The following is a 24,613-nucleotide window of genomic DNA, read 5'->3' as shown; positions in this document are numbered from 1 at the left end:
AACGTAATTCTTGACTGGGAGGAAGTTTTTTGTTTTACAAGTTAAAAAGAATCTTGTAAGACTATTTATATAAATAGTTTTTAAGTGTTATTATGTAGAATTGTATTAGTAATAATAAAAAATTCGTTAATAAATCTGAGTAAATAAAACTAATCATGATAAGGCGAGAAAAAACGAAAATATCATCATATTAACTATTAAAATAAAGAAATATATTTAAAAGTAATGAAAATACTATTTATAATCGGTTGTTTTTTGGTAATAAAAGATATATAATACAATAAATAACAAGATTAGGAGGTGTCACATGTATAATATATTGGTTGGTGGTGCAGCAGGTCAAGGAATTGATACGACAGTTGCAAACCTAGAAGTTTTACTAAAAAAAGCAGGATATTATGTATTCACGATAAGGGATTTTATGTCTCGTGTACGAGGTGGTCATAATTTTTGCATGATACGTTTTGGAAATGAAATGATAACCTCACATAGCAATCAAGTGGATGGTATGATTGCTCTTGATGATGATACTGTCGAATTACATAAAAAAAATTTAAAAGAAGATGGGTTTATTTTATGCGATACGAAGTTATCAACAACAGATGCTAAAGCAATCAAGCTTAATATGAATGGCATGGCAAAGGAGCTTGGTAATTTCCGAGTTTCTGGAAGTATAGCAATTGGTGCCATATTAAAGCTTTTTGGAATCGGTATGGATCATGTTGAGGAGACGATGAAGACCTTAGTAAAAGAAGCGTATCTTGATATGAACTTAAAAGCAGTTAAGCTTGGCTTTGATAGTGTTGAAACAAGATATTCCATCTCAAATGGTAACTTTAAAGATTGGATGGTTATCTCTGGAAGTAAGTCATTAGCACTTGGGGCAATCGCAGCAGGAGTTAATTTCTATTCTGCATATCCGATGTCACCTTCCACAGCGATTATGGAATATCTAGCTTCTAAGAGTGTGGAAGCAGATTTCGTAGTAGAACAGGCAGAAGATGAAATCGCTGCTATTAATATGGCAATTGGAGCTTCGTATGCAGGTGCAAGGGCGATGACAGGAACCTCTGGCGGAGGATTTTGCTTAAAAGTTGAGGCATTAGGGCTTTCTGGCATAGCAGAGATTCCTTTAGTTGCTGTAGATGTGCAACGTCCGGGTCCTGCAACCGGTCTTCCTACCAGAACGGAGCAGAGTGATTTAAAATTCGTAATATCAGCAGCTCAAGGGGAATTCCCAAGGATGGTAATTGCACTAAAGAATCATAAGGATGCATTTTACCAAACAATACGTGCTTTTGATATTGCAGAAAAATATCAGATACCGGTTATCCTATTAAGCGATCAATACTTGGGAGATTCGACTGCAACAGTGGAGCCATTTGATCTATCTAATATTAAAGTTTCGGAACCATCTAAGGGTGAATATCAAGAAGGTGAATACTTAAGGTATCAATTAACGGAGAGTGGGATTTCACCACGACTGATTCCTGGGAAGTCAAGAAACTTTGTATCTGCGGACAGTGATGAACACGATGAACGTGGTTTCATTACGGAATCAGCGGATGTACGTAATCAAATGATGGATAAACGTATGAAGAAACTTGACCTTCTTAGGAAAGAGTTATTAGAGCCAGAATTTTTGGGCGAAGTAAACTGTGAGATATTATTAATTGGCTGGGGTTCTACCTATGGTCCAATTGCAGAAGCAGTCCATACTCTAAATAAAGCCGAGCCTGGAAAGTATGGAGCATTATCGTTCGGTGATGTTTATCCGCTTCCTACTAAAGTTTTAAAGGAAAAAGCTAGTAAGGCAAAGCAAATTATTAATATTGAACAAAATGCGACAGGTCAGTTAAAAGACTTGATTCGTGAGCAAACAGGAATTCTTTGTACTAGTAGTATTTTAAAATACGATGGAAGACAGATTTCTGGAGAAGAGATTGTAGAAAGAGTACGAAAAGGAGGTCAAAAGTAATATGTGTGAATTTAAAACGTATGAAACAGCATGGTGTCCTGGGTGCGGAAATTTTAGTATTCTACAATGTCTTAAGACAGCGCTAGAAGAGTTAGGGAAAGATCCATATGAAGTATTAATGGTTGGTGGAATTGGTCAGGCAGCAAAGACACCGCAATATATCAGTGCCAATAGTTTTTGTGGATTACATGGTAGATCATTACCAGCAGCAGTTGCTGCTAAGATTACCAATGAAAAACTGACGGTAATTGTTGACACTGGCGACGGTGATTCCTATGGTGAAGGTGGGAATCATTTTATTCATAACATTCGTAGAAATGTTGATATTACACATTTCGTTCATGACAATCAGATTTATGGTCTAACGAAAGGTCAGGCATCTCCAACCACATCAGAAGGACAAATCACTGGTGTTCAAGTAACGGGAAGTGTAAATACACCGCTAAATCCAGTGCTAATGGCAATCGCAGCAGGAGCAGGATTTGTAGCCAGAGCGTTTAGTGGAGATACGAAGCATTTGACTGAGATTATGAAGCAGGCAATCTCTTATCCTGGTTATGCTATTGTAGATATCCTACAGCCGTGTATTAGCTTTAATAAGGTTAACACCTATGCATATTATAAGAGCAGAGTATATCACTTGGAGGAGGACTATGATCCATCCAATAAGTTAGAAGCTATGCAACGTGCGATGGAATTTGACGATAGAATACCAATCGGTGTACTTTATCAAGAGCAAAAACAGACATTCCATCAAAAAAATATAGTTCTAGCGGGACGAGAGCCTCTTGTGGATCGAATAAGAGATAATTCGGTTATAAATAATTTGATCAAAGAATTTGTTTAAATAATTATTTTATTGTTTGATATACTTGTTGCTTAATTTATTAATGACAAATTATGTCTGATATTCCGTTCACCTTGTAATATAGGAACTAGGGAAAGTATTAAACATCTTGGTACTTTCGCGGGAACCTTATTAAATAAAAACAAGGGAATTTTGTTGTATTTTGATTATAGGCAAAGCTTATTCAATTAATAATACAAGATTTTTCCCTAAAAATTAGGAGGTTATAAAATGGCAGTTAAAAACCCAATGACAAGTGATTTTTTACATTCCGCATATGGCGGAGAAAGTTTAGCTCATATGAGATACTTAACATGGGCTAAGATGGCAGAAAAAGAAGGATTTAAAAACATTGCAAGATTATTTGAAGCAATCGCTTATGCTGAGCTAGTTCATGCGAACAATCATTTTCGTGAAATTGGTGGCGAGACAACAGATGCAACAGTAACCGCAGGTGGTGTGTTTGGTACTGGAAAAACTGTGGATAACCTTCAAGGAGCAATCAATGGTGAGCTTCATGAAGTTGAGCAGATGTATCCAGTATATTTAAATGCTGCTGAATTTCAAGAGGAAAAAGGAGCACAACGTTCCTTCCACTATGCATTGGAAGCAGAAAAAATTCACGCTGATATGTTTGCTAAAGCACAAGAGTGTGCGAAGGAAGGCAAAGATATGGAGTTTACATCCGTTCACATTTGTCCAATTTGCGGTCATACCATTCTAGATGATGCTCCTGATAATTGCCCAGTTTGTGGTGCGAAAAAGGAGATGTACAAGGAATTCTAATCAAAAGCAGAAGTTCTTGAAGCAGATTATGATCAGAAGACCATAAAACAGAAATTTATTGAACTAATGTAGATAAGTATAAAATAAGAATACAAGATAAAAATTAGAAAGTGGCTATCACTCCGTTATCATCATAAGGGGAGATAGTCACTTTACTTTATTCATGAAAAGGAAAAGTTCGCGAAGCGTGCTTTTTCTTGTTTATAGGAAATTGCGTTCAATATCCTATAAATCAAAAACTCTCCGAGGGATGCGCACTCTTAAACAAGATAGTATGGGGTTAAAACTCACTCCTATGTGCTTCAAAAAACTCATGATATACTTTTATATTCTTTAGTTTCGTCCAAGGTTTTACCTTTACTGGACTTTCATCAAGATCATAAATCTTAACATCTTTCATACCTAATAAAAAAGGAGAGTGAGTTGAGATTATAAATTGACAGCCGAAAAATCTTACAGAGTCCTGGATGAAGTTTACTAATTCCATCTGTCGTTCTGGGGACAGACTATTTTCGGGCTCGTCCAGAAGATATAAACCATTTTCTCCAATCTTTTCAAGAAAATATTGAAATGCATTTTCTCCATTGGAATGTTCTCTAATATTCTCCATAAGATTATTTCTTACATATTTTGATTGTGTTTTGCTTCTTGCTTGATTTACCTTTTTTAACTGTTCATAATCCGCCATGGAGTTGAATTTAAAAGTTGAATATTTTGCTTCTAAATAATCCTCAAAAAGGTCCTCTCTTTTGGAATCGATACCTTCATTCATCATGCGAACATTAAGCATATAATCAAATACATCATCACTGGTAATCGTTCTACTGTGGGTAGGAAGCTCACGTAGCAATGAATAATCACATAGATTAATATAATCAGGAAAAAAGTTAGATTGATTAAATCTAGAATCTCTGCTTAGGTGTAATTTCTCAGAAATCACATTTAAAGCAGTTGTTTTCCCTGAACCATTACCACCATATAAAATTGTGATGGGCTCAAAATTTAAGATGCGAAGTTCTTTTCTTGATAAAATCTTAAAGGGATAAAATGTATCATAACATTTTCGTTTAATAGACAAAATGAAGTCAAATTCCATCTCATCGTCTGGAAAAGTAAAAGAATCTAAATAGATCATAGTAACACCACTCTCATCCTTGATAAGTTCAATTATAGCGAATTCGATCTATAAATGAAAGTCTAAACCATAGAAAACAAAATATATTCTTGCTTCGCAAGAAATAAAGTGGTAAAATATGGATTTAAGCGGGAATAAAAATGGATGCAAATGAAACTTATCAGGAATGGTTTCAAAAGTCAGACTAGAGGGACGGGGAGAGAATATGTTGAAAGAAAAGTTACACATTTTATTTCACAAGGTTGTTGCAATAGTAGCAGTAATGGTGTTTTGTATCGTAATGTTTCATATAGTTATTGTAGATGCAAAAGAAAAACAAGAGGGAATTTTTGTATCGAATCAATTGAGCCAAATCAGTATTCATGATTCGTATACGTTTAAAGTAAAGTCATACGATTCTAGTAAAATCGATATTACATTTTCAGTGGATAAACCTAACTTGGCAACGATTCATAAAAAAACAGGATATTTTAAACCACAAAAGGCGGGCACTGTAAAAGTAACAGTTAAGGATGGAATATCGGGAAAATCGATGACATTTCCAATAAGGATTCAAGAAGCAACGAACAAATCAAAATTTCTCTATAATATAGAAAATAAGGAAGTTTGTATCCAAGGAGCAGATAAATCCTTAACAAGTATCACGATACCTTGCACGATTGATGGCTATCCAGTTACAAGTATTCGGGCTGCAGCGTTTGCATATGCCAACTTAAAAACAATAAGCATCCCTGAGAGCGTTACGGACATTGGATGCTTAGCATTCGAAGATACCCCTTGGCTGAAAGAGCAAAGGAAGAAAAATGCTTTCGTAATTATTAATAATATATTGATTGATGGAGAAAGTGCCAAAGGTAAGGTTATTATTCCATCGAATGTGACAATAATTGCTGAGTGTGCATTTAGTGCTAACCAGCGTGTCACAGAAGTAGTAATACCGGATTCCGTACATTCAATTAAAGAAGAAGCGTTCCGTTTGTGTAATAAGCTGACTAAGATTACTTTTGGGAAGGGTTTAAAAGTAGTAGAAGCTAAGGCTTTTGAAGGATGTGAACTCTTAAAATCAGTTAAGTTTAATGATGGATTAATAAGTATTGGAGAAGCTGCATTCTTACGTTGTCTTAAATTAGATACTATTGTAATTCCTAGCACTGTGACTGAGATTGGTGGTTCAGCGTTTTCTCGTACTCCTTGGTTACACCGTATGGAAAAAGATAATGAATTTGTTATCATAAACGGAATTTTAATCAGTTCGAATGCATATGGCGAAGTTACCATTCCAAGTGAAGTTAAGACCATTGCAGCGTTAGCTTTTTTTGACAATGCAGGTTTACAAATTATAAATATTCCTGATACAGTGAAAGAGATTGATAGAGAAGCATTTGCATGGTGTGTAGGTTTAGAAAAAGTTAATTGGCCAAACTCTGTTAATGTGATACCTGAGGAGTGTTTTGTACATTGTAAAAACCTTGAAACAATTAGTATACCAGATGGAGTGACATCTATTTTAAATCGAGCTTTTTTTGGATGTGAAAGTCTAAAGAATGTATCGTTTTCTACTAATGTAACGGAGATTGGTTCGCATGTATTTACCTCCACTCCATGGATAGAGAATTTAAGCGAAGAAAAAGAATATGTTGTAGTTAATCGCCATTTACTAAAAGTAAAAGATTCCGTTACGAATGTAAAAGTTCCAAATGGTGTTATAAAAGTATGTGGAGGCTCTGTCTCCTACAAAGTAAAAAGTGTGACGTTACCATCGTCTTTAATAACGATTGGTGAAGAAGCTTTCAATGATTGCTGGGAGATAAAAGAGATTAAGGTTCCCAAAAATGTGAAAGTAATAGAAGCAAGTGCATTTTATAATTGCTCAGGTCTTACCAAAATAACATTACCGGAAGGTCTTACTTATCTTGGTGAGTCTGCATTTTCTTATTGTGCAAAGCTTAAGAGTTTAGTTATACCTAATACGGTAACGAAGATTTGTAATTATGCGGTACCTTTTGATAACAAGAATATGATAATTACATTGCCTGATAAAATTAAGAATATTGAGATCTTTGCTTTGGGAAGAGACGACAGTAACACGGTAATAGCGAAAAAAGGATCTTATGGAAATCAATATGCAAATCTAAACGGATATAAGTATAAAGCGAAATAGTTCTGATATACTATGAAACTGAGGAAGAGACTTTTATTTATATAACATGTAACCCATAGTTTATGCTTGCATACAATAGACTATAGAAAGCTTCTTGTAGGAGTTATTTTATGGATTGTATGAACTACGAATACACAAGAAAACAGGTAGATCTTTTAAACGAGCTACGGAAATTATGGGAACAGCATGTTCATTGGACGCGTTCTTTTATCATTAGTACAGCAGCTTCCTTGGGAGATCTAGAGGCTGTAACAAAACGGTTATTAAGAAACCCAACTGATTTTGGAAATCTACTAAGGCTTTTTTATGGAAGACAGATAGGGCTAGAGTTTGAGGGTCTATTTACACAACATTTGCTCATTGCTGCTGATTTAGTGAATGCTGCGAAAAAAGGAGATACTGCGGCGGCGGAAGAAGCACGTCGAAAATGGTATGAAAATGCAGATGAGATAGCAAATTTTTTAGCTACAATTAATCCATATTGGGATGTTGAGGAATGGAGAGATTTCTTATATAGCCATCTTCAGATGACGGAAAAGGAAGCTGTTTTAAGGTTAGGTGGCCAATATGCAGAGGATGTAGCACTATATGATGAAATTGAGGAAGAAGCTTTAAAAATGGCAGATTATATGTTTGAGGGATTAATTAGGCAATTCTATGTTTGTTAATTAGAATTATATAGGGCAAGTTGAGTTATATTCCATGCAAGAACTTTTTCGGAGTATGATTCTATTTGTCCTTCCTTATAATAGTTCTCTATGAAATGGACTTAGCTGCTATGGTCTTGACTGGTTTAAGATATATGAAAAGGTATTATAGAGTATGACATTAAGTGTAAAGAAGCTTTTAAACGGATAGCTTGGCAATCGCTACGAGAGCTTACTTTATAAGCTGACGAGTGTCTAATGGAAAAGTAAAAAATCATACATCAACATGATAAAAAAGAATGGGATATGATTGATTTGTCTGGAACTAATTTATAGTTTAAGTACATAAAAAACGTAAAGCTCTATAATACCTTTTACAATATTATAGAGCTTTACTATATTGATATAAAAATAAAAAAAGGGGCCAAAATTTTAGTTACATTCTCTTGCAACGAAACGAAAGAATATAATGTATTATAATTATTCCTTAGAAAGGTCTGCTGGAGGTTACGCTAGCAGTTATTTCCCCATAAGTGTCACATGTGACGTTCACATAGAAAAGCATCTGAGTTGGAGGAATCGCAAAAACCATAGGCCTTGATACGGTTGTGTAAGAGGCAGAGGCTGTATAATAAGCTGCTTCTCCATAAGTTAGCTTATATGTGGTTGGATTGTAAGTAGGTGCTTGACATGCTGTGCATCTAACATAAGAACCATCTTCGTAAATCCATGATGTTGTCATATAAACTGTAGCGATATAACCTCCTGAGGTATCGGTTATGTTAACAATTGTGGTATGAGTTTGGGTAGAAGAAAAAGTAGTTGGCCCATTGCTCATATTAGTTGATACTGTAAATACATAATCTCCAATTTGAAACATATTTTCTGGTTCAGTAGATGCAGCTTTTACATTACTTGGAGCTATGGTAAGAGTTAATAATCCAAGTACCAAAAGAAATGAAATAATTTTTTTCATAGTGTATCCTCTCTTTCTTATAGGAAAGTTAATTTATATTTGGTAAATAAGGAACTTCTATAGTAGTCACTTTTTCAGTATAGGCATCTTGTATATTCTGACTTGCTGCTGGAAAATTATTAATTTCAATATAACCCTGGTCAGCTGAATTAGCGTTTATCTTTTGGGCAGTAAACATTATCACTAGTAAGCTTGCTAAAATAGCAAGTGAGAGAAGTTTGTAACTGAATGATCTCTTAGTTTGCTTCATAATCAATGATATCCTTTCTTCCATAGAATTTCTGCTAAAATAACTATTTAACATATCATGGTTATGAATGCGTTTTACGGAATCAACCAATATAAGTGAATATTCCGTTTTAAAATCTACCCCCTTTGATTTAATTACAGATTCATCGCAAGCATATTCAATATCTTTATTATACATTATACACATAATCCAAACGAGTGGATTAAACCAGTTGAGTGATACAACAACAAGCATTACTAGCTTTCGAATTGCATCAAAATGTCGAATATGAAGATATTCATGCTGCAAAATTAAAGATAAATGGCTTTGATTTTCCTTCATAGAAGACACAGGTAATAGTATAATCGGGCGTAGAAAACCAAAAGTTAATGGCGAATCGATTTCTTGTGATTCACGTACCTCGATTTTGCGTTTTGTTTTATGTAATAACAGCCAATCAATGATAAAGGAATCCGCAATGGTATTGGCTTTTTTAAATTTATGTATAGAAATTAAATATGTCGTAGTAAAGTGAATTAAAATAAATGCTGTCCCAATGAACCAGATAGCTCTAAGAGGTGGCAGATAACGCATCATGATTTCCGAAATATTATGGTTTACTGTTGTTATCGTAGTGCTTAAGGAACTAAGATAGTTCGTGTCCGTAAAAGGCTTTAGGGTAAATAATAATGGAAGCAGAAATGATAACATAATAAAGTCCCATAAGATAACAATATATCTTTTTGGAAGTATACGCTTTGCTATGATTCGTACCAGTAAGTTAACAAGTATGAATTCTGCACCTAGAATTTGTATTTGTAAAAATTTCATGAGCAAATCCCTATTCCTTCTCTTGTATAATCTCATAGAGCTTTTTGAGTTGTTGGTCAGATAGCTTTTTTTTGTGTAAAAGGTTTGCAAATAATAGGTTACTTGAGCCATTGAAAAGCTTCTCGATGAGAGCATTTGTTTCCTGTTCTTGAATTTCATGTTTAGAAATCAGTGCATGACATAGAAAATTTGGTTCAATTCGTTCAATGGCGTCTTTTTGAATACATTTTTTTATCACAGTATAAGTAGTATTGATATTCCAACCAATATCTTCAAGTAAACAATCGGACAATTCTTTCGCTGTCATATCACCTCGTTCCCATAACAAATTCATCACCTTTAGTTCGGAATCAAATAACTTTATAGACATGTAAATACTCCTTTGTACTATTGCAATAGTATTGATATAAATATACTATCATAATAGTAAGCATGCGTCAATATAATATGACAAAAATGTAAAAAGATGTCGAATAGATATATATTAAAATAGATGGGCCTTTGTGAATAGAGAAAAAAGGGGCGTACTATGGACGGAGCTAAATTTTTTATTTAAAGATAGGTATGAAGGAAGGAGTCAAGAAATTCAGTAATAAGTAAAGAAATTCAGTAATAAGATACATAGAAGGACGTATTTCTTTATATAGATTTTATATTGTAAATAATATAATTTGTCTATTAGATACAAAAAAAGTGGAAATTTGTAGTATAAAATCAATAATAGACGAATTTAGAAAAATATTATATAATATTAATAAATATTTTATGGGAGGTTATAAATGATACAACGTAAAAACATCGCTTTATATGTAATACTTTCTATTGTTACATGCGGATTATTTGGTCTTTACTGGTTCGTATGTTTAACGAATGACGCAAATGAGCTTTTGGGGGCACCTGAGACTTCAGGTGGTATGGCACTGATTTTAACAATAGTAACCTGTGGTTTGTATGGATTTTATTGGTCTTACAAGATGGGAGAAAAGCTTGATCGTATCAAAACTGCACGCGGTCAATATTCCAATAATAGTGGAGTACTATATCTTATTCTTTTTATTGTAGGTGCTGGAATTATCAATTATATTTTACTACAGAATGAGCTTAATAAGTTAGCTTAGATATATGAAACAAAGAGCAATACGACTGCTTAAGGTGGGAGGTTGCATTCTTCTCTTAGGTTTTATATACGCCATATTCTATAGCATTACTGGTCTGGGTATTCCGTGTCTCTATTATAAGACAACAGGTTTTCTATGCCCTGGATGCGGTATAACTAGAATGTGTATATCACTAATTAATTTTAAGTTTAAGGAAGCATTTTATTTTAATCCAGCTCTATTTATCTTATTTCCAATCTACTTGGTCATTGGGATAGTACAAATATTTCGATATATTCGATATGGAAAATGTGCTTCTGGTAAGTATCTGACGATTTGGTATTATCTAACGATTGTAATCTTAGTTGGATTTACAATTTATCGAAATATGATATAGCAGGGGTTAAAGAATAATCATAGAGTATAGTCTTATTTATTAATACGATAAGACTATACTCTTTTTTTATTTATGACAAGGAAAAGTTCGCGAAGTGTGCTTTTTCTTGTTGATGTATCACTAAATTGGTATACATTCTATGCTTATCATATTTGATTTTTTAATACAGCTTGTTATAATAATAGTATTTAAAACCAGGGATGAAATTAGGAGGCACAATATGGCGATTGAAACAGTTCGGGAATATTTAAAACAATGGAAAGCAGATCAGCGAATGAAAGAATTTGAAGTTTCTAGTGCAACAGTAGAATTAGCAGCGATGGCGCTTTCCTGCGAACCAGAAAGAATTGCAAAAACATTGTCTTTCAAGATAGAAGGAAAGGCTATCCTGATTGTGGCAGCTGGAGATGCGAAGATAGATAATGCTAAATATAAGGCTAAGTTTCAGACGAAAGCTAAGATGCTTGCTCCGGATGAAGTAGAGAATCTAGTTGGGCATGCAATTGGAGGCGTATGTCCCTTTGCTGTGAAAGATGGAGTTAAAGTATATTTAGACAATTCATTGCGACGATTTGATCTAGTTTATCCTGCTTGTGGAAGTAGTAATAGCGCTATTGGCCTTACCTTAGAAGAATTAGAAAAATTCTCTCTTTACGTAGAGTGGGTTGATGTGTGTAAAAATTGGGAGTAAGAAGTTAGCTAGTAATTACTAGTAAGGAGGAAAATATGCAGAAAATAAAGACAGTTATTTTTGACCTAGATGGAACTTTATTAAATACATTAGATGACCTTAAGGATAGTGTCAATGCGACTCTTTCCGCTTATGGTTTTCCTGAAAGAAGCTTAGATGAAGTACGTAAGTTTGTTGGAAATGGGGTAGCTCGCTTAATGGAATTGGCAGTTCCTTGGCAACTGGAGAATGAGCAAGCAAAAGAAATTTTAGAATTTTTTAAAATGCATTATGCTAAAAATTGTAATCATAAGACTAGACCCTATGATGGTATTCTTACACTTTTGGAGCAGCTTAAAAATCAAGGGTATCAGCTAGCAATTGTATCGAATAAGTTTGATGCAGCGGTAAAAGATTTAAATCAGTTATATTTTTCGAAATTCATTGATGTTGCTGTTGGACAACGGGAAGGGGTCCGAAGAAAACCATTTCCTGATACTGTAAATATTGCTCTTGAAGAAGTAGGATGTAGTGCAGAGGAAGTATTGTATATCGGTGATTCCGAAGTAGATGTGGAGACTGCAAAAAATGCTGGATTAAGATTATTAGCAGTTGATTGGGGCTTTCGAACAAGAGATGAATTAGTTCGCAGCGGTGCTCAATATATAGCTGAAAAGCCAGAAGATATTATAGATTATCTTAATTTAATGTAATAATATAATTAACAAATCAAGAAATTTAGATATCATAATCAAATTCCTTGTCATGAATAATAGCCACCTGCACCATTGCAGGGGGCTTTTTTGTGTCTTTCGATAAATATGGGGATTTCCTATCTCGGATTTATATAGTCAAATCTTATTTTATAATAGCGTTCCACCAAACACCAATGCGTTCATTCTTTCGTTTGAGATTGACAACATATTAAATATGCGGAATAAATAATGAAAATACTACCGCAAGAATTCTCTAAGTACAGTGTATAAGAGTGTAAGAAAGTAACAAAGTGCTTTATCATATATTTTTGTTAAAAACATTTCTATCGAAATTGACTCAGGAAGGGAGAGAGAAGAAAAAACTGAATAATTAACTCTAGTACAGTCCAAACATGGATCTACTAGAGGGATAATTGTAACTATAATATAGTATTTAATACCAGATAAAAGAGAGATAATGACTATAAAACACAGATTTTAAATCCAAATAGATAAATAGGTACTAAAACTGATGAGTATAATAAAAAGATTTTTTGTATATTTGATTAGAGTAATTATGTAATACCAATCGAATGGATTTTATTTTTAAGCATTTTAAGATGAAAAGGAGTAATATCATGGAACTAAAACCGCTTATTATAGGTAACTTAATATCAAAATTTCCAATAATTCAAGGGGGAATGGGAGTTGGAATTAGTCTTAGTCGCCTTGCTGGTAATGTTGCGAAGGAAGGTGGAATTGGTATTATTTCCACTGCACAGATTGGTTTTGAAGAGGAAGATTTTTATACCAATCCAATGAGTGCAAATCTACGTGCTATTGATAAACACTTGAAAAAGGCAAAAGAGATTTCTGAGAATGGAATTGTTGGCGTTAATATCATGGTGGCATCGCAAAACTATAAGGAATATGTCATTGGTGCAGCAAAAAGTGGTGCAGACGTTATTATATCAGGGGCGGGGTTACCAATTTCATTACCAGAGTATGTGAAAGGATTCCATACTAAGATTGCACCAATTGTATCTAGTGTAAAAGCGACTAATGTAATTTTAAAGATGTGGGACAGAAAATATCAACGAACTGCTGATTTTCTAGTTATCGAAGGACCAAAAGCAGGAGGTCACCTAGGATTTTCCTTAGAAGAGCTGAAAGGATTTGAACATTGGAACTACGAAGAAGAAATTAAGAAAATCATTGATTGCAAAAAGAGTTACGAAGAGAAATACCAAGTTAAAATACCAGTGATTATAGCAGGAGGTGTCTTTGATCATGATGATATCATACATTGCGTATCCTTGGGAGCAGACGGCGTTCAAATTGCATCGAGATTTGTTGTAACGGAAGAATGCGATGCTTCACAAGCATATAAGAATGAGTATTTAAATGCAAAGAAGGAAGATATTGAAATTGTTATTAGCCCTGTTGGAATGCCAGGAAGAGCGATTCATAATAAATTTTTAGAGAAATTAAAAACAGAAAGAGAAAGAATTGATTATTGCTTACGTTGTATTGTAAGCTGCAACCCAAGCAATACCCCATATTGCATTACAAAAGCATTGATTAATGCAGTCAAAGGGAATATCGATAATGCGTTACTATTTTGTGGTTCAGAAGTTTATCGTTTGAAAGAAATGACAACTGTTAAGAAGTTAATGAGAGAATTAGTTATGGGTTAGTAGAAATACTATTCCTGTTTTATAAGAACTGCCAAGTGAAGTATCGTAGTGTCACTTGGCAGTTCTTTTGTTTAGGATAGGGAAAACTCACTTTAATATCACTGGATAGGATAGTCTTATTCCTCCTCAGTGTTGTCATTCTCATCAATGGGGTACATCTTGGCAAGTCCACCTTCGGAAGTTTCTTTATAATGACGAAGCATATCTTTTCCAGTTTGATACATTGTTGCTATGACCATATCAAAGGAGATTTTTCTAGTTTCCGCAAGAAAGTTTGCTAAACTTAATGCATTAATCGCACGCATAGCTGCCACCGCATTTCGCTCAATGCAAGGTATTTGTACCATTCCTTTAATTGGATCACAAGTAAGTCCAAGATGGTGTTCCATAGCGACTTCGGCGGCATATTCAATCTGATTGATTCCCATACCAAATAATTCTGCTAAAGCGGCAGAAGCCATACAACAAGCACTTCCAACCTCAGCTTGACATCCACACTCTGCTCCGCTTATGGAAGCATTGGTTTTAATTAAGTTTCCTATGATTCCTCCAGTAGCAAGGGCATGTAAGATGTCGGTATCAGAAAATCCCTTTTTTTCTTGCATATATTTAAGAACAGCAGGTACTACTCCGGCAGCACCACAAGTCGGAGCAGTTACAATAATTCCATTATCTGCATTTTGTTCACTTACAGCATAGGCATAAGCACAAACTGTACGGTTTTCTCTGGTTTCTGTGGATTCATCCATATGGCGTTGATTTAAGAGATAGTAAGCCTTTCGTTGGATATGCAGACCGCCAGGAAGTTCCCCTTGTGTAGATAGCCCTTGATGAATGGAAGTTTTCATCTGAAACCAGATATCGGAAAGATAGTCCCATATCGAAGGCCCCTCAATTTCTTCAACATATTGCCAGATACGTAAATTGTTCGTTCGACAATATTCTGAGATTTCAGTAAAACTATTTAACGGATAGATGTCCGGTAACTCGGCATCTTTACGTCCTTCAATTTGGATACTTGCTCCACCTACGCTATATACACGCCAACTACCCACCATCTCTCCTTGCCTCATTGCACGAAAATCAAGGGTGTTTGGATGAGGAAGTCCTTCCGTCGTTGTATCAAATATGATTTTCACTTCATTAGGTGCAAGTGCTTGACGTAGTGCACGGTCAGTACGATGCCCGCGTCCAGTTTTAGCTAAGGAATCATATAGAACGATTTCATAATAATCTACATCTGGGAATTCAGCCTGGAAAAGTGATGCTGCTTTGGATGGACCCATGGTGTGAGAACTGGATGGACCGGTTCCAATTTTGTATAAATCTTTTAATGTTTTCAAGATAAAACTCCTTTATTTATATTCGTACATTATTTATTAATCAAAATGTACGTTGTCTGTAATTAAAATGAGATGATTACATACCTATCTTTTGCTATATGTAACGATATCGTATGTTATTGTCTATAGTATGACACAAGAGATTAGTTCTAATGTAACATCTTCGATTACCTAGTCTACCAATCTATACCATTCTAACTCATAGATAGCAAAAGAGGAAGATTGAAATAGATGGATTTATTTTATTAAAATAAACAATAATATTCAATAGGATATCAGTCAAGTTACAATGTATTGCAATGGATTATTGTAAAGTTACAAAAATGTGAAAAGTAAAGAATAATCACTTTCTTTTATGTGTGAGCAATGTTTTTATCTCAGATAAAAATTACAGTTTATACAAAAAAATATCATAAATTGGTATATATGTCTACAATTATGAACATTTCGACAAAAAAAATAAGACATAAAAATATAATATATACAATAATAACAATATTATTGACAAAATGGAAAAGGGTGAGTATAATAAAGTTACAAAATATATAGTAAAGTTATTTAAGGAGCGTGGTGACATGAAGAAACTGATTATGTTGGCAATGGTTTGTATATTAGGCTTTAGTATATCAGCTTGTGGTAAGAAAGACAAAGAAGACAATCATTTTGTATTTGCTACCTGGGCAGCTGGTACGGAGCTTAACGAATTAAATCAAATTGTAGATAAGGTAAATGAACAGGCAAACGGAGAGTATGTCATTGAAGTTCAGAGTATTCCTTCCGATTATTATGTAAAGATTTCAACGCAAATTGCAGGAAAGCGTTCACCAGATTTCTTTTGGATGACTCAAGAGTTAATCTCTAAATATGCAGAACTTGGTGCAATCGCTGATCTAACAAATCAGTTGGAAGCAAGCACTCGCCTTAATGCAGATCATTATTATGAAGGTGTTTTGGCATCAGCGACTTACGAAGGTAAGTATTGGGGACTACCTTGGATTGCAAATCCATTAATGGTGTATTACAACAAGACAATGTTTGATAATTTAGGCATAGAAGCTCCATCAGTTACGGATGATTGGACTTGGAGTGAATTTATTGATGTTGCTAGAGAACTGAACGGAAAGCAAAATTACAAAGGGGAATCCATTTACGGAACTGTGGTTGATGGATGGCCAAACATTGAAACTTTTATCTGGGCTGGAGGCGGTGACATCATCGACAAAGATGGTAAAACAATCCTACTCGATACACAGGAATCATTAAAAGGTGTGAGCTATTTGCAAACAATGATTCAGGAAAAATTAACTCCAAAATATTCTGAAGTAGCAAGTCTTGGTTCCAATAACGTATGGTTTGAAAAACAGCGTGTCGGAATGTTCATAGGTGGGCTACAAGATAATTTTGAATACAAAGTAAGTCAGATGGATGAAAAAGATCAGTTTGAAATAGGTTACGCTCCAATGCCAGTTGCAGATGATGGTACTGCATGGTCCTTTGACTGGACAGCTTCTACCGTTATGAAAAAGGATTTAGAAGGTAATAGCTTAGCTTATAAAGCATTGGAAGATCTAACTTTAGCTTTCTTTGAGTGGAAAGTGGCAGCTCCAGTTAAAGGTAATGTTGAAAATGTTGCAGTAGTAGCCCCATTAAAGGAGCCAGCATTAGAAACAATAGCTTATACTCTAAACAATGCGCGTTCTGCAAACTACATTCCTGAGTGGTCTGATATCAATGATAAACTTTGGTACAACCTTTATGTGAAGCTGTTAAACGATGCAACATTTGATTATGAGTCAGAGATGAAGACAATTGCAGATTATGCAAGAGAAAAAATATCTACTAGAAAATAAAAAGAAATGATGAATAAAAGCTTTGTTTGGTAGGTAGAAAGAAGGCGTTATGAAAAAACAAAGAGTTGGGTTTTTATTTATACTTCCATGGCTGATAGGGTTAATCTTATTTACTTTGCTACCGATGATAGCAGCAGCTTATATTAGTTTAACGGATTGGTCCATTGTAGGAGATGCCCATTTTATTGGGTTTGAAAATTATAAGAACATTTTTAAATCTCCTGAGTTCTATAAAAGTTTGTGGATTACAGTACGATATGCAATCTTAGCAGTTCCATTGATTATCATTACTTCGCTTTCTATGGCAGTTATGTTAGATCGTGGACATAAAGGAGTATCCGTATTTCGAGTTATTTATTATATGCCAGCGATTGTTTCTGGTGTGGCAGTAGCAATCGTATTCAAGTGGATTTTAGATCCTAATTTTGGATTAATCAACTCTGTCTTAGCAATTTTTAATATTCAAGGACCAGATTGGCTTTACGATCCAGACTGGGTATTGCCATCCTATCTTGTTATGGCAGTCTGGGGTGCAGGTGGCAGTATCTTAACTTACTTAGCTGCATTAAAGGATATTCCTCAGGATTTGTATGGGGCAGCAATGATTGATGGTGCTAATACATTTCAAAAAGTAAAATTTGTAACTGTTCCATTGATGACACCAATTATCTTTTATAACTTGATTTTAGGTATCATCGGTGCATTTCGAAAGTTTACGGATGCTTATGTTTTAGGTGGAGCCGGAAAAGAAGGTAATTTTATTATGGTTCATTTATATGAAGAAGCATTCAGCAACTATAATATGGGGTATGCGACAGCAATCGCTTGGATATTATTTGCTATCATTCTTACCTTAACTATTATTGTAAATGCAACTAAGAAATACTGGGTGCATACAGAATAGGAAAGAAGAAAAGAGGTATAGTATGAGTTCACAGAAGGTAAAGAGAGCACGCAAAAAGCAATCAGTAGGAATGCAGCGCTTTCGAAAATTTTTATGGTATTTCGTTGCAATCGCAGGTTCCTTTATTATGCTTCTTCCATTTTTTTGGATGATTAGCACAAGTTTAAAGGTAGAAAATGATATCTTTTCAGTTCCAATTAAGTGGTTTCCATCAGAGATAACATTTGACAACTTTGTTCGTGCATTTGAAGTAGTTCCGATTTTTAAATATATGAAAAATACCTTGGTGATTGCCGGAGGTAAAATTATCGGTGAAGTATTCGTCTCTGCATTGGTAGCGTACGGATTTTCAAGATTTAAGTTTAAAGGTAGAAACTTCTTATTTATGGTATTGCTTGCTACAATGATGCTTCCATATGAGGTTACGATGATTCCAACCTTTATTGTATGGTCAGAACTTGGATTAGTAGATAGTTATGTGCCATTGATATTACCGGCATACTTTGGGTCTGCATCTTTTATCTTTTTCTTAAAGATGTATTTTGAAACATTCCCAGTAAGTTATGAAGAATCTGCACTTTTAGATGGTGCAAAATATCGTCAAATATTTACAAAAATATTCTTACCATTATCAAAACCTGCACTTGTAACCATTGCATTGTGGGCATTCATGGGAACATGGAATGATTTATTAGGACAGTTAATTTACATTAACTCAACAGATAAGCTTACGATTCAACTTGGTTTAGCTTCTTTTAGTAGTATGACCGGAGAAGTGTTGTGGGGTCCATTAATGGCAGCATCCTTTGTGGCGTTAGTTCCAATCATTGCATTATTATTATATGCACAAAAGTACTTCGTAGAAGGTGTTAAGATGTCAGGTATTAAAGGTTAGTGATAACAGATAACAGATAAGAGGAAGAGTCGCAATAATATCAGTCAATAAAATAGTAATAACCAAAGAATAGATTAAGAAAAATTTCATTAAAGTAGTTAAAAAAGAAATATAATGTTAAATTGTGGAGGAGATTCATATGAGAAAAGTTAAAGTAGCAGGTTTAGTATTAGGTATGGCATTAATGCTTACAGCATGTGGGACAAGTAATTCTAAGAAGGCAGACGAAGGTTTAGAAACTTGGACTGTAACAGAGAATTTTAGTTATGATGAGATCGCTAAGTGGGGAACAATGAAAACTCCTAACGAAGGAAGTGGAAGTGGTTCTGCAGTTGAGACTAACACAACAGACGGATTTGTAACTATAAAAGCAGCAGATGATGGCTGGGGTGGATTAGAGTCTGATTATATTGAACTTGACTTAGAGAAAGATCCAATGATTTTTGCACAAATTTTTGAAAATCCAGACGGAAGTAATTGGGGATTAAAAGTGGTACCTGAAAATGCAATTGAAGATCATCAGTGGGGACTTTACTTAGTTCCAGATAACAACTTAAAGTGGAATAAATACGCTGGTGTGAAGGTAACTGATGTATTAGATGAAGATTTTCAAGCAATCTACGGCACTAAAGTAAAAGTTAAATTATGGGTATTTGCAGCAGGTGGCCCAGAATCTACAGTATCAGTATCTGAATTAAAAGTGATTAATACAAAATAATTCATTCTCTTCCTCTTGTTTCTAGTGACTGATAAATATAAGGGCTTTTGTATCTATTACAAGAGTCCTTTCTTACTATAACGAAGGTAGTGTGTAAGCGAAAGATTTCTAACTATTGTGCTGCCGACCAAATTTACTCATTGAATTTGAATCATTCAATTTAATTCATGACAAGGAAAGCTCGCGAAGCGTACTTTTTCTTGTTTCGACAAAATGGAGGTTTTATGAAGAAAAAATTCTATTCCATTTTAAGCCTTACCTTAATCGTAAGCTTAACTGGTTGTAGTATTGCAAAACCAACCACCGCATTACGTGATGCAACATCTCAAAAAGAGTTAAATCGAATTGCTAGATATGAAAGTGCAATTCCAAAGAATTATAGTTTTTATGATTATGAAGCAACCGCATTAAAATTAGACCAACTTATGTTTGACCAGACCGCAGAGGGTACTTACCTACCACTGATTTGGGAGGATAACACCTACAAGTCTTTTGGTATCCCAGCTTATGTTGGTGATCAAAGAATGCATAAAGATGGCGCTCAGGAGGCTGTTACTGCAATTGCAGCAGTATTAAGTGCTACTCAACTAGGAGTTGATAAAAGCAGCCAAGACGGTAGGAATTATGTGTCGATGTTAAGTGCTTTTTATTCAGAAAAAGAAAAGATCATGTTAAATAATCCAAGTGGAAATTCAGAGACAACATCCATGTGGTATCTGCTTTATCCAGCAATTCTATTTACGCAGGTATCGGTTCTTTATCCGAATGAAACTGAGATTAGAGATCAAGCTCTTACTTGTATTGATAGCTGGTATCAAGCGTATCAGATCATGAAAGAAAGTGGAAGTTTTGATTATACAGGTTTTAATTTTAGCACGATGCAACCTTATAAAAATGATATTTGGACAGAACCGGATTGTGCAGCTGGTATAGCGCTATTACTTTATTATGGTTATGAACTTACCGGAAAAGAAGAGTACCTAGAAGCAGCAATCGATGCAACTGCTTACTTAAATACTTACTTTGGAAGTCCGTTGTACGAAGCATTATTATATTTTGCACCTTATCTAGCAGCGATGTTTAATGCAAACTATGGAACAAGCATTGATGTAGAAGATATATTAGATGACGTCATGAATGGGAACTCCATTCCTCGTGGTGGCTGGGGCTCTATTGTTGGTGATTGGGGTGATTACAGCATGAATGGACTTATGGGAAGTACTACAGATGGTGGCGGTTATGCATTTGCCATGAATACTTTTACTGCAGCCTATGCCATTTCACCGCTTGTAAAATATGATGCTAAATATGCCTCCACTTTAGGAAAATGGTACTTAAATCTTGTTAGTAATTCTAGATACTTCTTTGCAGATCAGACAAATAAAGAAAATCAATCCACCAATCTTTATGAGAAAGCTAGGGAGTTTAATCAAGTGGCAAAAAGCATTGTTCCTTATGAGGGAATTCGTAAAAGTTCCAATTCGAAAACTCCATGGTTTGGTGGAGATCCAACCGTGTATGGCTGGGCAGAAACGGACTTTTCTTTATACAGTGCTGCCCATGTTGGCTTATTAGGAGCAATCATAGAGCCAACGAATGTAGAAGCAATCTTAAGAATTAATTTGACAACGGCTGATTTATTCCATAGAGAATATCCTGCATATCTTATGTATAATCCACATGATACAAAACAGACCGTGTCCTATGTTGTTACAAGTAATGGATCCGTAGACTTATATGATAATGTAACAAAGCAATATCTAGCAAAAGGGGTATCTGGTGACGTGGAACTAACAATCGATGCCAAGGATAGTGTTGTGATTGTTGAGATACCAAGTGGTGGGACTGTTACGAAAGAAAATAATGCATATAAAGTAAACGGTGAAGTTATCGGAAGTGACTATATGACAGTTAGTATCACTAATTTAGAAAATCTTTCTAAAGTAACTAAAAAGTTTACAATAAAAGCCGAATGCTTAAGCACAATAAAAGATGATGAAGTAAAAGAAGTAAAAGTAACAATCAATAATGAAGAGAGAACGGTAAAGAGTTTAGATGATCTTACGTTCTCTGTAGATGACTTAGGAACAGGAAGTAAAAACTTCGTCATTGAAGTGATTATGAATAGTGGTTTAACTGATAAAACAGAAATTCGTTTAATTTTAGAGTAGGAGAATGACAGATGGCAATTAGATTAATTGATACTTTATTAGAAGAATATCGCGCAACAAAACAAGTAAAAGACCCAAAGAAACTTTCCTTTTTTGAAGTTTCAGACTGCGATGTATATAACCCTACTGCAGCATTTTTATATGAAGGGAAGAAAGTAATCTGTGCTAGAGTGGAAAAAAGAGATAGTGAACATTCCAAAGCAGTATTTTTCTATGAAAAAGAAGAGAATTGTTATTATCCATTAGAAGGTTTAAAAAGCTATGATCTTCAAGATCCATTCATTACTAAAGTGTCTGATTATTATGTTTTTGGCGGAACTGAGATTTTTCCTCACCCAGACAATCCAGATGCACTATGGTGGCATACAAAGTTTTATTATGGAACAAGCTTAGACAATTTAAAAGAGCTCGCAACTGGACCAAAAGGAATGAAGGACGTTCGTGTCGTTGAATTAAAAGATGGGCGTATCGGTGTTTTTAGTCGTCCACAAGGTATCGTAGGTGGTCGTGGTAAAATAGGTTTTACAACAATTGATGCAATTACCGATTTAAATGCAGATGTCATTGATCGTGCAGAATTACTTGAGTTATTCGATGATGAAGAATGGGGCGGAGCGAATGAACCAGTATTGTTAGAGGATGGTAGAATCGGTGTGCTTGGGCATATAGCAAAGTTTACACCTGGTGATGTACGCCACTATTACGCAATGAGTTTTATCCTAGATCCGATTACTGGAGAATATACAGATGCAAAAATAATTGCAGAACGTGCAGATTTAATTGATGGACCAAGCAAACGTGAGGATTTAGTTGATGTATTATTTAGTGGTGGGTTGAATCTAATTAATGAAAATGAAGCGGAACTTTTTGTTGGTGTTTCTGACTGTGAAGTTCAAACTTTAGTCATCCCAAATCCATTTCAATAATTGATTTCAGTGTGAAGATAGTTTCTTAGGTGCTATAAGACACCACCTAAGAGATTCTAAAACTTCACACGCGAAGAATGCAAAGTACGCATTCTTCACTAAGTGCATTTGGGAAGGCATGATAACAATTTTGTTGCTATAGAATGGAGATTACTATGTGGTATCAGCGTACAGTATTTTATGAAATTTATGTGCCTAGTTTTTGCGATAGCAATGGGGATGGAATTGGTGACTTACAAGGGATTATTTCAAAAATACCTTATTTATCCGAACTTGGCATCAAAGGAATCTGGTTGACTCCATTTTATCCTTCTCCTCGTGTAGACAATGGATATGATATAAGTAATTATTATGATGTAGATAAAACCTTCGGAACGATGGAAGATTTTAAACATTTGTTAGAACGAGCGCATGAGTATGGGATTCGAGTTATTATTGATGTTGTTATCAATCATACTTCGAATCAACATCCTTGGTTTTTAGAAAGTAAAAAGAGTAAGGAGAATCCATATCGTAATTACTACATCTGGGAAGAAAAACCTAAGAATAATTGGGAATCGTTCTTTGCAGGTAGTGCTTGGGAATATGAGAAAGAAACAAACGAGTATTACTATCATGCCTTTTCCAAAGAGCAAGTATGTTTAAATTATAGTAATCCACGTGTAAAAGAAGAAATCTTTCAGGTCTTAAAATTTTGGTTAGACCTAGGTGTGGATGGCTTTCGATTCGATGTCATTAATTTTTTGAAAATGCAGCGAGATAAGTGGCCTGACAATCCGTATGAAAATGGGAAACAGCTTCATAAGTACGACAAAAACCAACCTGGAATCTTAAAATTTATTGAAGAATTGAAATCATTCGTATCAAACTGGAACGATAAGTTCTTATTAGGTGAGATAGGAGAAGATTATCTAGAAGATATGTTACCATACGTGGGAAAGGAAAAGTTGGATGCTTGTTTTAATTTTAATATCGGAAGTATTGAAAATTTTGATTTGAAGAAAATCTATGAGGAATTAGTAAAATGTGAAAAACATCAGATAGTTCCTACACTATTTTTTTCAACTCATGATATGAAACGACACTTTTCTAGGTTATGTAAAGAACAGGTTAATCATGCGAAATTACTTGCATTTATGATGTTAACTTTAAAAGGAGTTCCATTTTTATATCAAGGAGAAGAAATTCCGACGAAGGATTTCAGACCAAAGAGCATCGAGGAAATACAAGACATTCAAGGAAGATTATGGTACAATAATGCTATAAAACAAGGATTTAACAAGGAAGAAGCATTTGCACTCGCATATCAGAACACGAGAGATTTTTCCCGAAGTTTATTAGAGTGGAAAGACGAAGATTTGAATGAGGATTTTTATCAATTTTATCAAACAATGATCGCATTTCGCAACGAGAATGAAATCTTGCAAACAGGTAATTATGATTTTATTGCTTTAGAAGACTTTGTACTAAGTTATAGAAGAACGAGTGGAAATCAGTCTATTACGTTCTATCTTAATTTTGGAGAAACAGAAGTTTTGTTACCAAAGGGATATCAAAAGGTACTTGGAACGCAAGAAGAATCAGAGGTACTAAAACCAATGAATGCAGTTGCTTTATGTTTAGGAAAGGATGAAAGTCTAAAATTATAATAGGATTATTA

The 24,613-nt window shown here is 34.6% G+C and carries 22 protein-coding genes; 17 read left to right on the top strand and 5 right to left on the bottom strand.

What is annotated here, in order from left to right; genetic code table 11:
• The first annotated feature begins 307 nt into the window (after positions 1-307).
• From CC92_RS0106945 to CC92_RS0106935, 3 genes are all read left to right on the top strand, one after another.
• Positions 308-1,978 carry a 2-oxoacid:acceptor oxidoreductase subunit alpha gene (locus tag CC92_RS0106945; protein ID WP_029503650.1) on the top strand — a complete coding sequence of 557 codons (1,671 nt, stop codon included), beginning with the start codon at positions 308-310 and terminating at the stop codon, positions 1,976-1,978.
• 1 nt (position 1,979) lies between these two features.
• Complete coding sequence (locus CC92_RS0106940) at positions 1,980-2,825, top strand: 2-oxoacid:ferredoxin oxidoreductase subunit beta (protein ID WP_029503651.1); 846 nt, start codon at positions 1,980-1,982, stop codon at positions 2,823-2,825.
• Positions 2,826-3,056: 231 nt separating this feature from the next.
• Positions 3,057-3,611 (top strand): rubrerythrin family protein, encoded by a 555-nt coding sequence (locus tag CC92_RS0106935; protein WP_029503652.1) that lies wholly within the window; start codon positions 3,057-3,059, stop codon positions 3,609-3,611.
• A 280-nt stretch (positions 3,612-3,891) separates the two neighbouring features.
• Here the strand turns inward: CC92_RS0106935 and CC92_RS0106930 are convergent, their stop codons facing one another.
• On the bottom strand, positions 3,892-4,746 hold the full coding sequence (locus CC92_RS0106930; protein WP_029503654.1) for an AAA family ATPase: 855 nt from the start codon (positions 4,744-4,746) through the stop codon (positions 3,892-3,894).
• A gap of 205 nt (positions 4,747-4,951) precedes the next feature.
• Here CC92_RS0106930 and CC92_RS0106925 point away from each other — a divergent pair, with 205 nt between their 5' ends.
• Together CC92_RS0106925 and CC92_RS0106920 are read left to right on the top strand one after the other, a co-directional pair.
• Entirely contained in the window at positions 4,952-6,907 is a 1,956-nt protein-coding gene (locus CC92_RS0106925) for a leucine-rich repeat domain-containing protein (protein ID WP_029503655.1), read from the top strand.
• A 110-nt stretch (positions 6,908-7,017) separates the two neighbouring features.
• Complete coding sequence (locus CC92_RS0106920) at positions 7,018-7,575, top strand: hypothetical protein (RefSeq protein ID WP_031420245.1); 558 nt, start codon at positions 7,018-7,020, stop codon at positions 7,573-7,575.
• 466 nt (positions 7,576-8,041) lie between these two features.
• Here the strand turns inward: CC92_RS0106920 and CC92_RS0106915 are convergent, their stop codons facing one another.
• The 3 genes from CC92_RS0106915 to CC92_RS0106905 are packed head-to-tail and all read right to left on the bottom strand — an operon-like array spanning position 8,042 to position 9,960.
• Positions 8,042-8,530 carry a hypothetical protein gene (locus CC92_RS0106915; RefSeq protein WP_029503658.1) on the bottom strand — a complete coding sequence of 163 codons (489 nt, stop codon included), beginning with the start codon at positions 8,528-8,530 and terminating at the stop codon, positions 8,042-8,044.
• Between the two features lie 28 nt (positions 8,531-8,558).
• Positions 8,559-9,590, bottom strand: a complete 1,032-nt coding sequence (locus CC92_RS0106910; protein WP_029503659.1) for a M56 family metallopeptidase — start codon at positions 9,588-9,590, stop codon at positions 8,559-8,561.
• A 10-nt stretch (positions 9,591-9,600) separates the two neighbouring features.
• Positions 9,601-9,960 carry a BlaI/MecI/CopY family transcriptional regulator gene (locus CC92_RS0106905; RefSeq protein WP_029503660.1) on the bottom strand — a complete coding sequence of 120 codons (360 nt, stop codon included), beginning with the start codon at positions 9,958-9,960 and terminating at the stop codon, positions 9,601-9,603.
• 409 nt (positions 9,961-10,369) lie between these two features.
• On the opposite strand from CC92_RS0106905, the gene CC92_RS0106900 reads away from it, so the two are divergent.
• From CC92_RS0106900 to CC92_RS0106880, 5 genes are all read left to right on the top strand, one after another.
• Positions 10,370-10,708 (top strand): DUF4234 domain-containing protein, encoded by a 339-nt coding sequence (locus CC92_RS0106900; protein WP_029503661.1) that lies wholly within the window; start codon positions 10,370-10,372, stop codon positions 10,706-10,708.
• A gap of 4 nt (positions 10,709-10,712) precedes the next feature.
• A complete protein-coding gene (locus tag CC92_RS22095) occupies positions 10,713-11,084 on the top strand; it encodes a DUF2752 domain-containing protein (protein ID WP_081841902.1) in 372 nt (123 codons plus the stop codon).
• Positions 11,085-11,304: 220 nt separating this feature from the next.
• Positions 11,305-11,775, top strand: coding sequence for a YbaK/EbsC family protein (locus tag CC92_RS0106890; protein WP_029503663.1), 471 nt, complete (start codon positions 11,305-11,307; stop codon positions 11,773-11,775).
• A 35-nt stretch (positions 11,776-11,810) separates the two neighbouring features.
• Positions 11,811-12,467, top strand: a complete 657-nt coding sequence (locus CC92_RS0106885) for an HAD family hydrolase (RefSeq protein ID WP_029503664.1) — start codon at positions 11,811-11,813, stop codon at positions 12,465-12,467.
• A 620-nt stretch (positions 12,468-13,087) separates the two neighbouring features.
• A complete protein-coding gene (locus tag CC92_RS0106880; RefSeq protein ID WP_029503665.1) occupies positions 13,088-14,146 on the top strand; it encodes an NAD(P)H-dependent flavin oxidoreductase in 1,059 nt (352 codons plus the stop codon).
• 116 nt (positions 14,147-14,262) lie between these two features.
• On the opposite strand, the gene CC92_RS0106875 is transcribed toward CC92_RS0106880, so the two are convergent.
• The gene (locus tag CC92_RS0106875; RefSeq protein WP_029503666.1) at positions 14,263-15,489 is read right to left on the bottom strand and encodes an L-serine ammonia-lyase, iron-sulfur-dependent, subunit alpha; all 1,227 of its coding nucleotides are present in this window, start codon (positions 15,487-15,489) and stop codon (positions 14,263-14,265) included.
• A 575-nt stretch (positions 15,490-16,064) separates the two neighbouring features.
• Here CC92_RS0106875 and CC92_RS0106870 point away from each other — a divergent pair.
• From CC92_RS0106870 to CC92_RS0106840, 7 genes are all read left to right on the top strand, one after another.
• On the top strand, positions 16,065-17,339 hold the full coding sequence (locus CC92_RS0106870; RefSeq protein WP_029503667.1) for an ABC transporter substrate-binding protein: 1,275 nt from the start codon (positions 16,065-16,067) through the stop codon (positions 17,337-17,339).
• Positions 17,340-17,388: 49 nt separating this feature from the next.
• Positions 17,389-18,243 carry a carbohydrate ABC transporter permease gene (locus tag CC92_RS0106865; RefSeq protein WP_029503668.1) on the top strand — a complete coding sequence of 285 codons (855 nt, stop codon included), beginning with the start codon at positions 17,389-17,391 and terminating at the stop codon, positions 18,241-18,243.
• A gap of 22 nt (positions 18,244-18,265) precedes the next feature.
• Positions 18,266-19,138 carry a carbohydrate ABC transporter permease gene (locus CC92_RS0106860; protein ID WP_029503670.1) on the top strand — a complete coding sequence of 291 codons (873 nt, stop codon included), beginning with the start codon at positions 18,266-18,268 and terminating at the stop codon, positions 19,136-19,138.
• 139 nt (positions 19,139-19,277) lie between these two features.
• On the top strand, positions 19,278-19,856 hold the full coding sequence (locus CC92_RS0106855; protein WP_029503672.1) for a hypothetical protein: 579 nt from the start codon (positions 19,278-19,280) through the stop codon (positions 19,854-19,856).
• A 224-nt stretch (positions 19,857-20,080) separates the two neighbouring features.
• Entirely contained in the window at positions 20,081-22,027 is a 1,947-nt protein-coding gene (locus CC92_RS0106850) for a hypothetical protein (RefSeq protein WP_029503673.1), read from the top strand.
• 11 nt (positions 22,028-22,038) lie between these two features.
• A complete protein-coding gene (locus CC92_RS0106845; protein ID WP_029503675.1) occupies positions 22,039-22,953 on the top strand; it encodes a DUF1861 family protein in 915 nt (304 codons plus the stop codon).
• Positions 22,954-23,108: 155 nt separating this feature from the next.
• Positions 23,109-24,602, top strand: coding sequence for an alpha-amylase family glycosyl hydrolase (locus tag CC92_RS0106840; RefSeq protein ID WP_051650787.1), 1,494 nt, complete (start codon positions 23,109-23,111; stop codon positions 24,600-24,602).
• The last annotated feature ends 11 nt before the right edge of the window (positions 24,603-24,613 follow it).

Source organism: Lachnoclostridium phytofermentans (genome assembly GCF_000733755.1).
GTDB lineage: Bacteria > Bacillota > Clostridia > Lachnospirales > Lachnospiraceae > Lachnoclostridium > Lachnoclostridium phytofermentans_A.
Note: the sequence above shows the minus strand (reverse complement) of the source record. Positions and strands in the feature narration are given on the sequence as shown.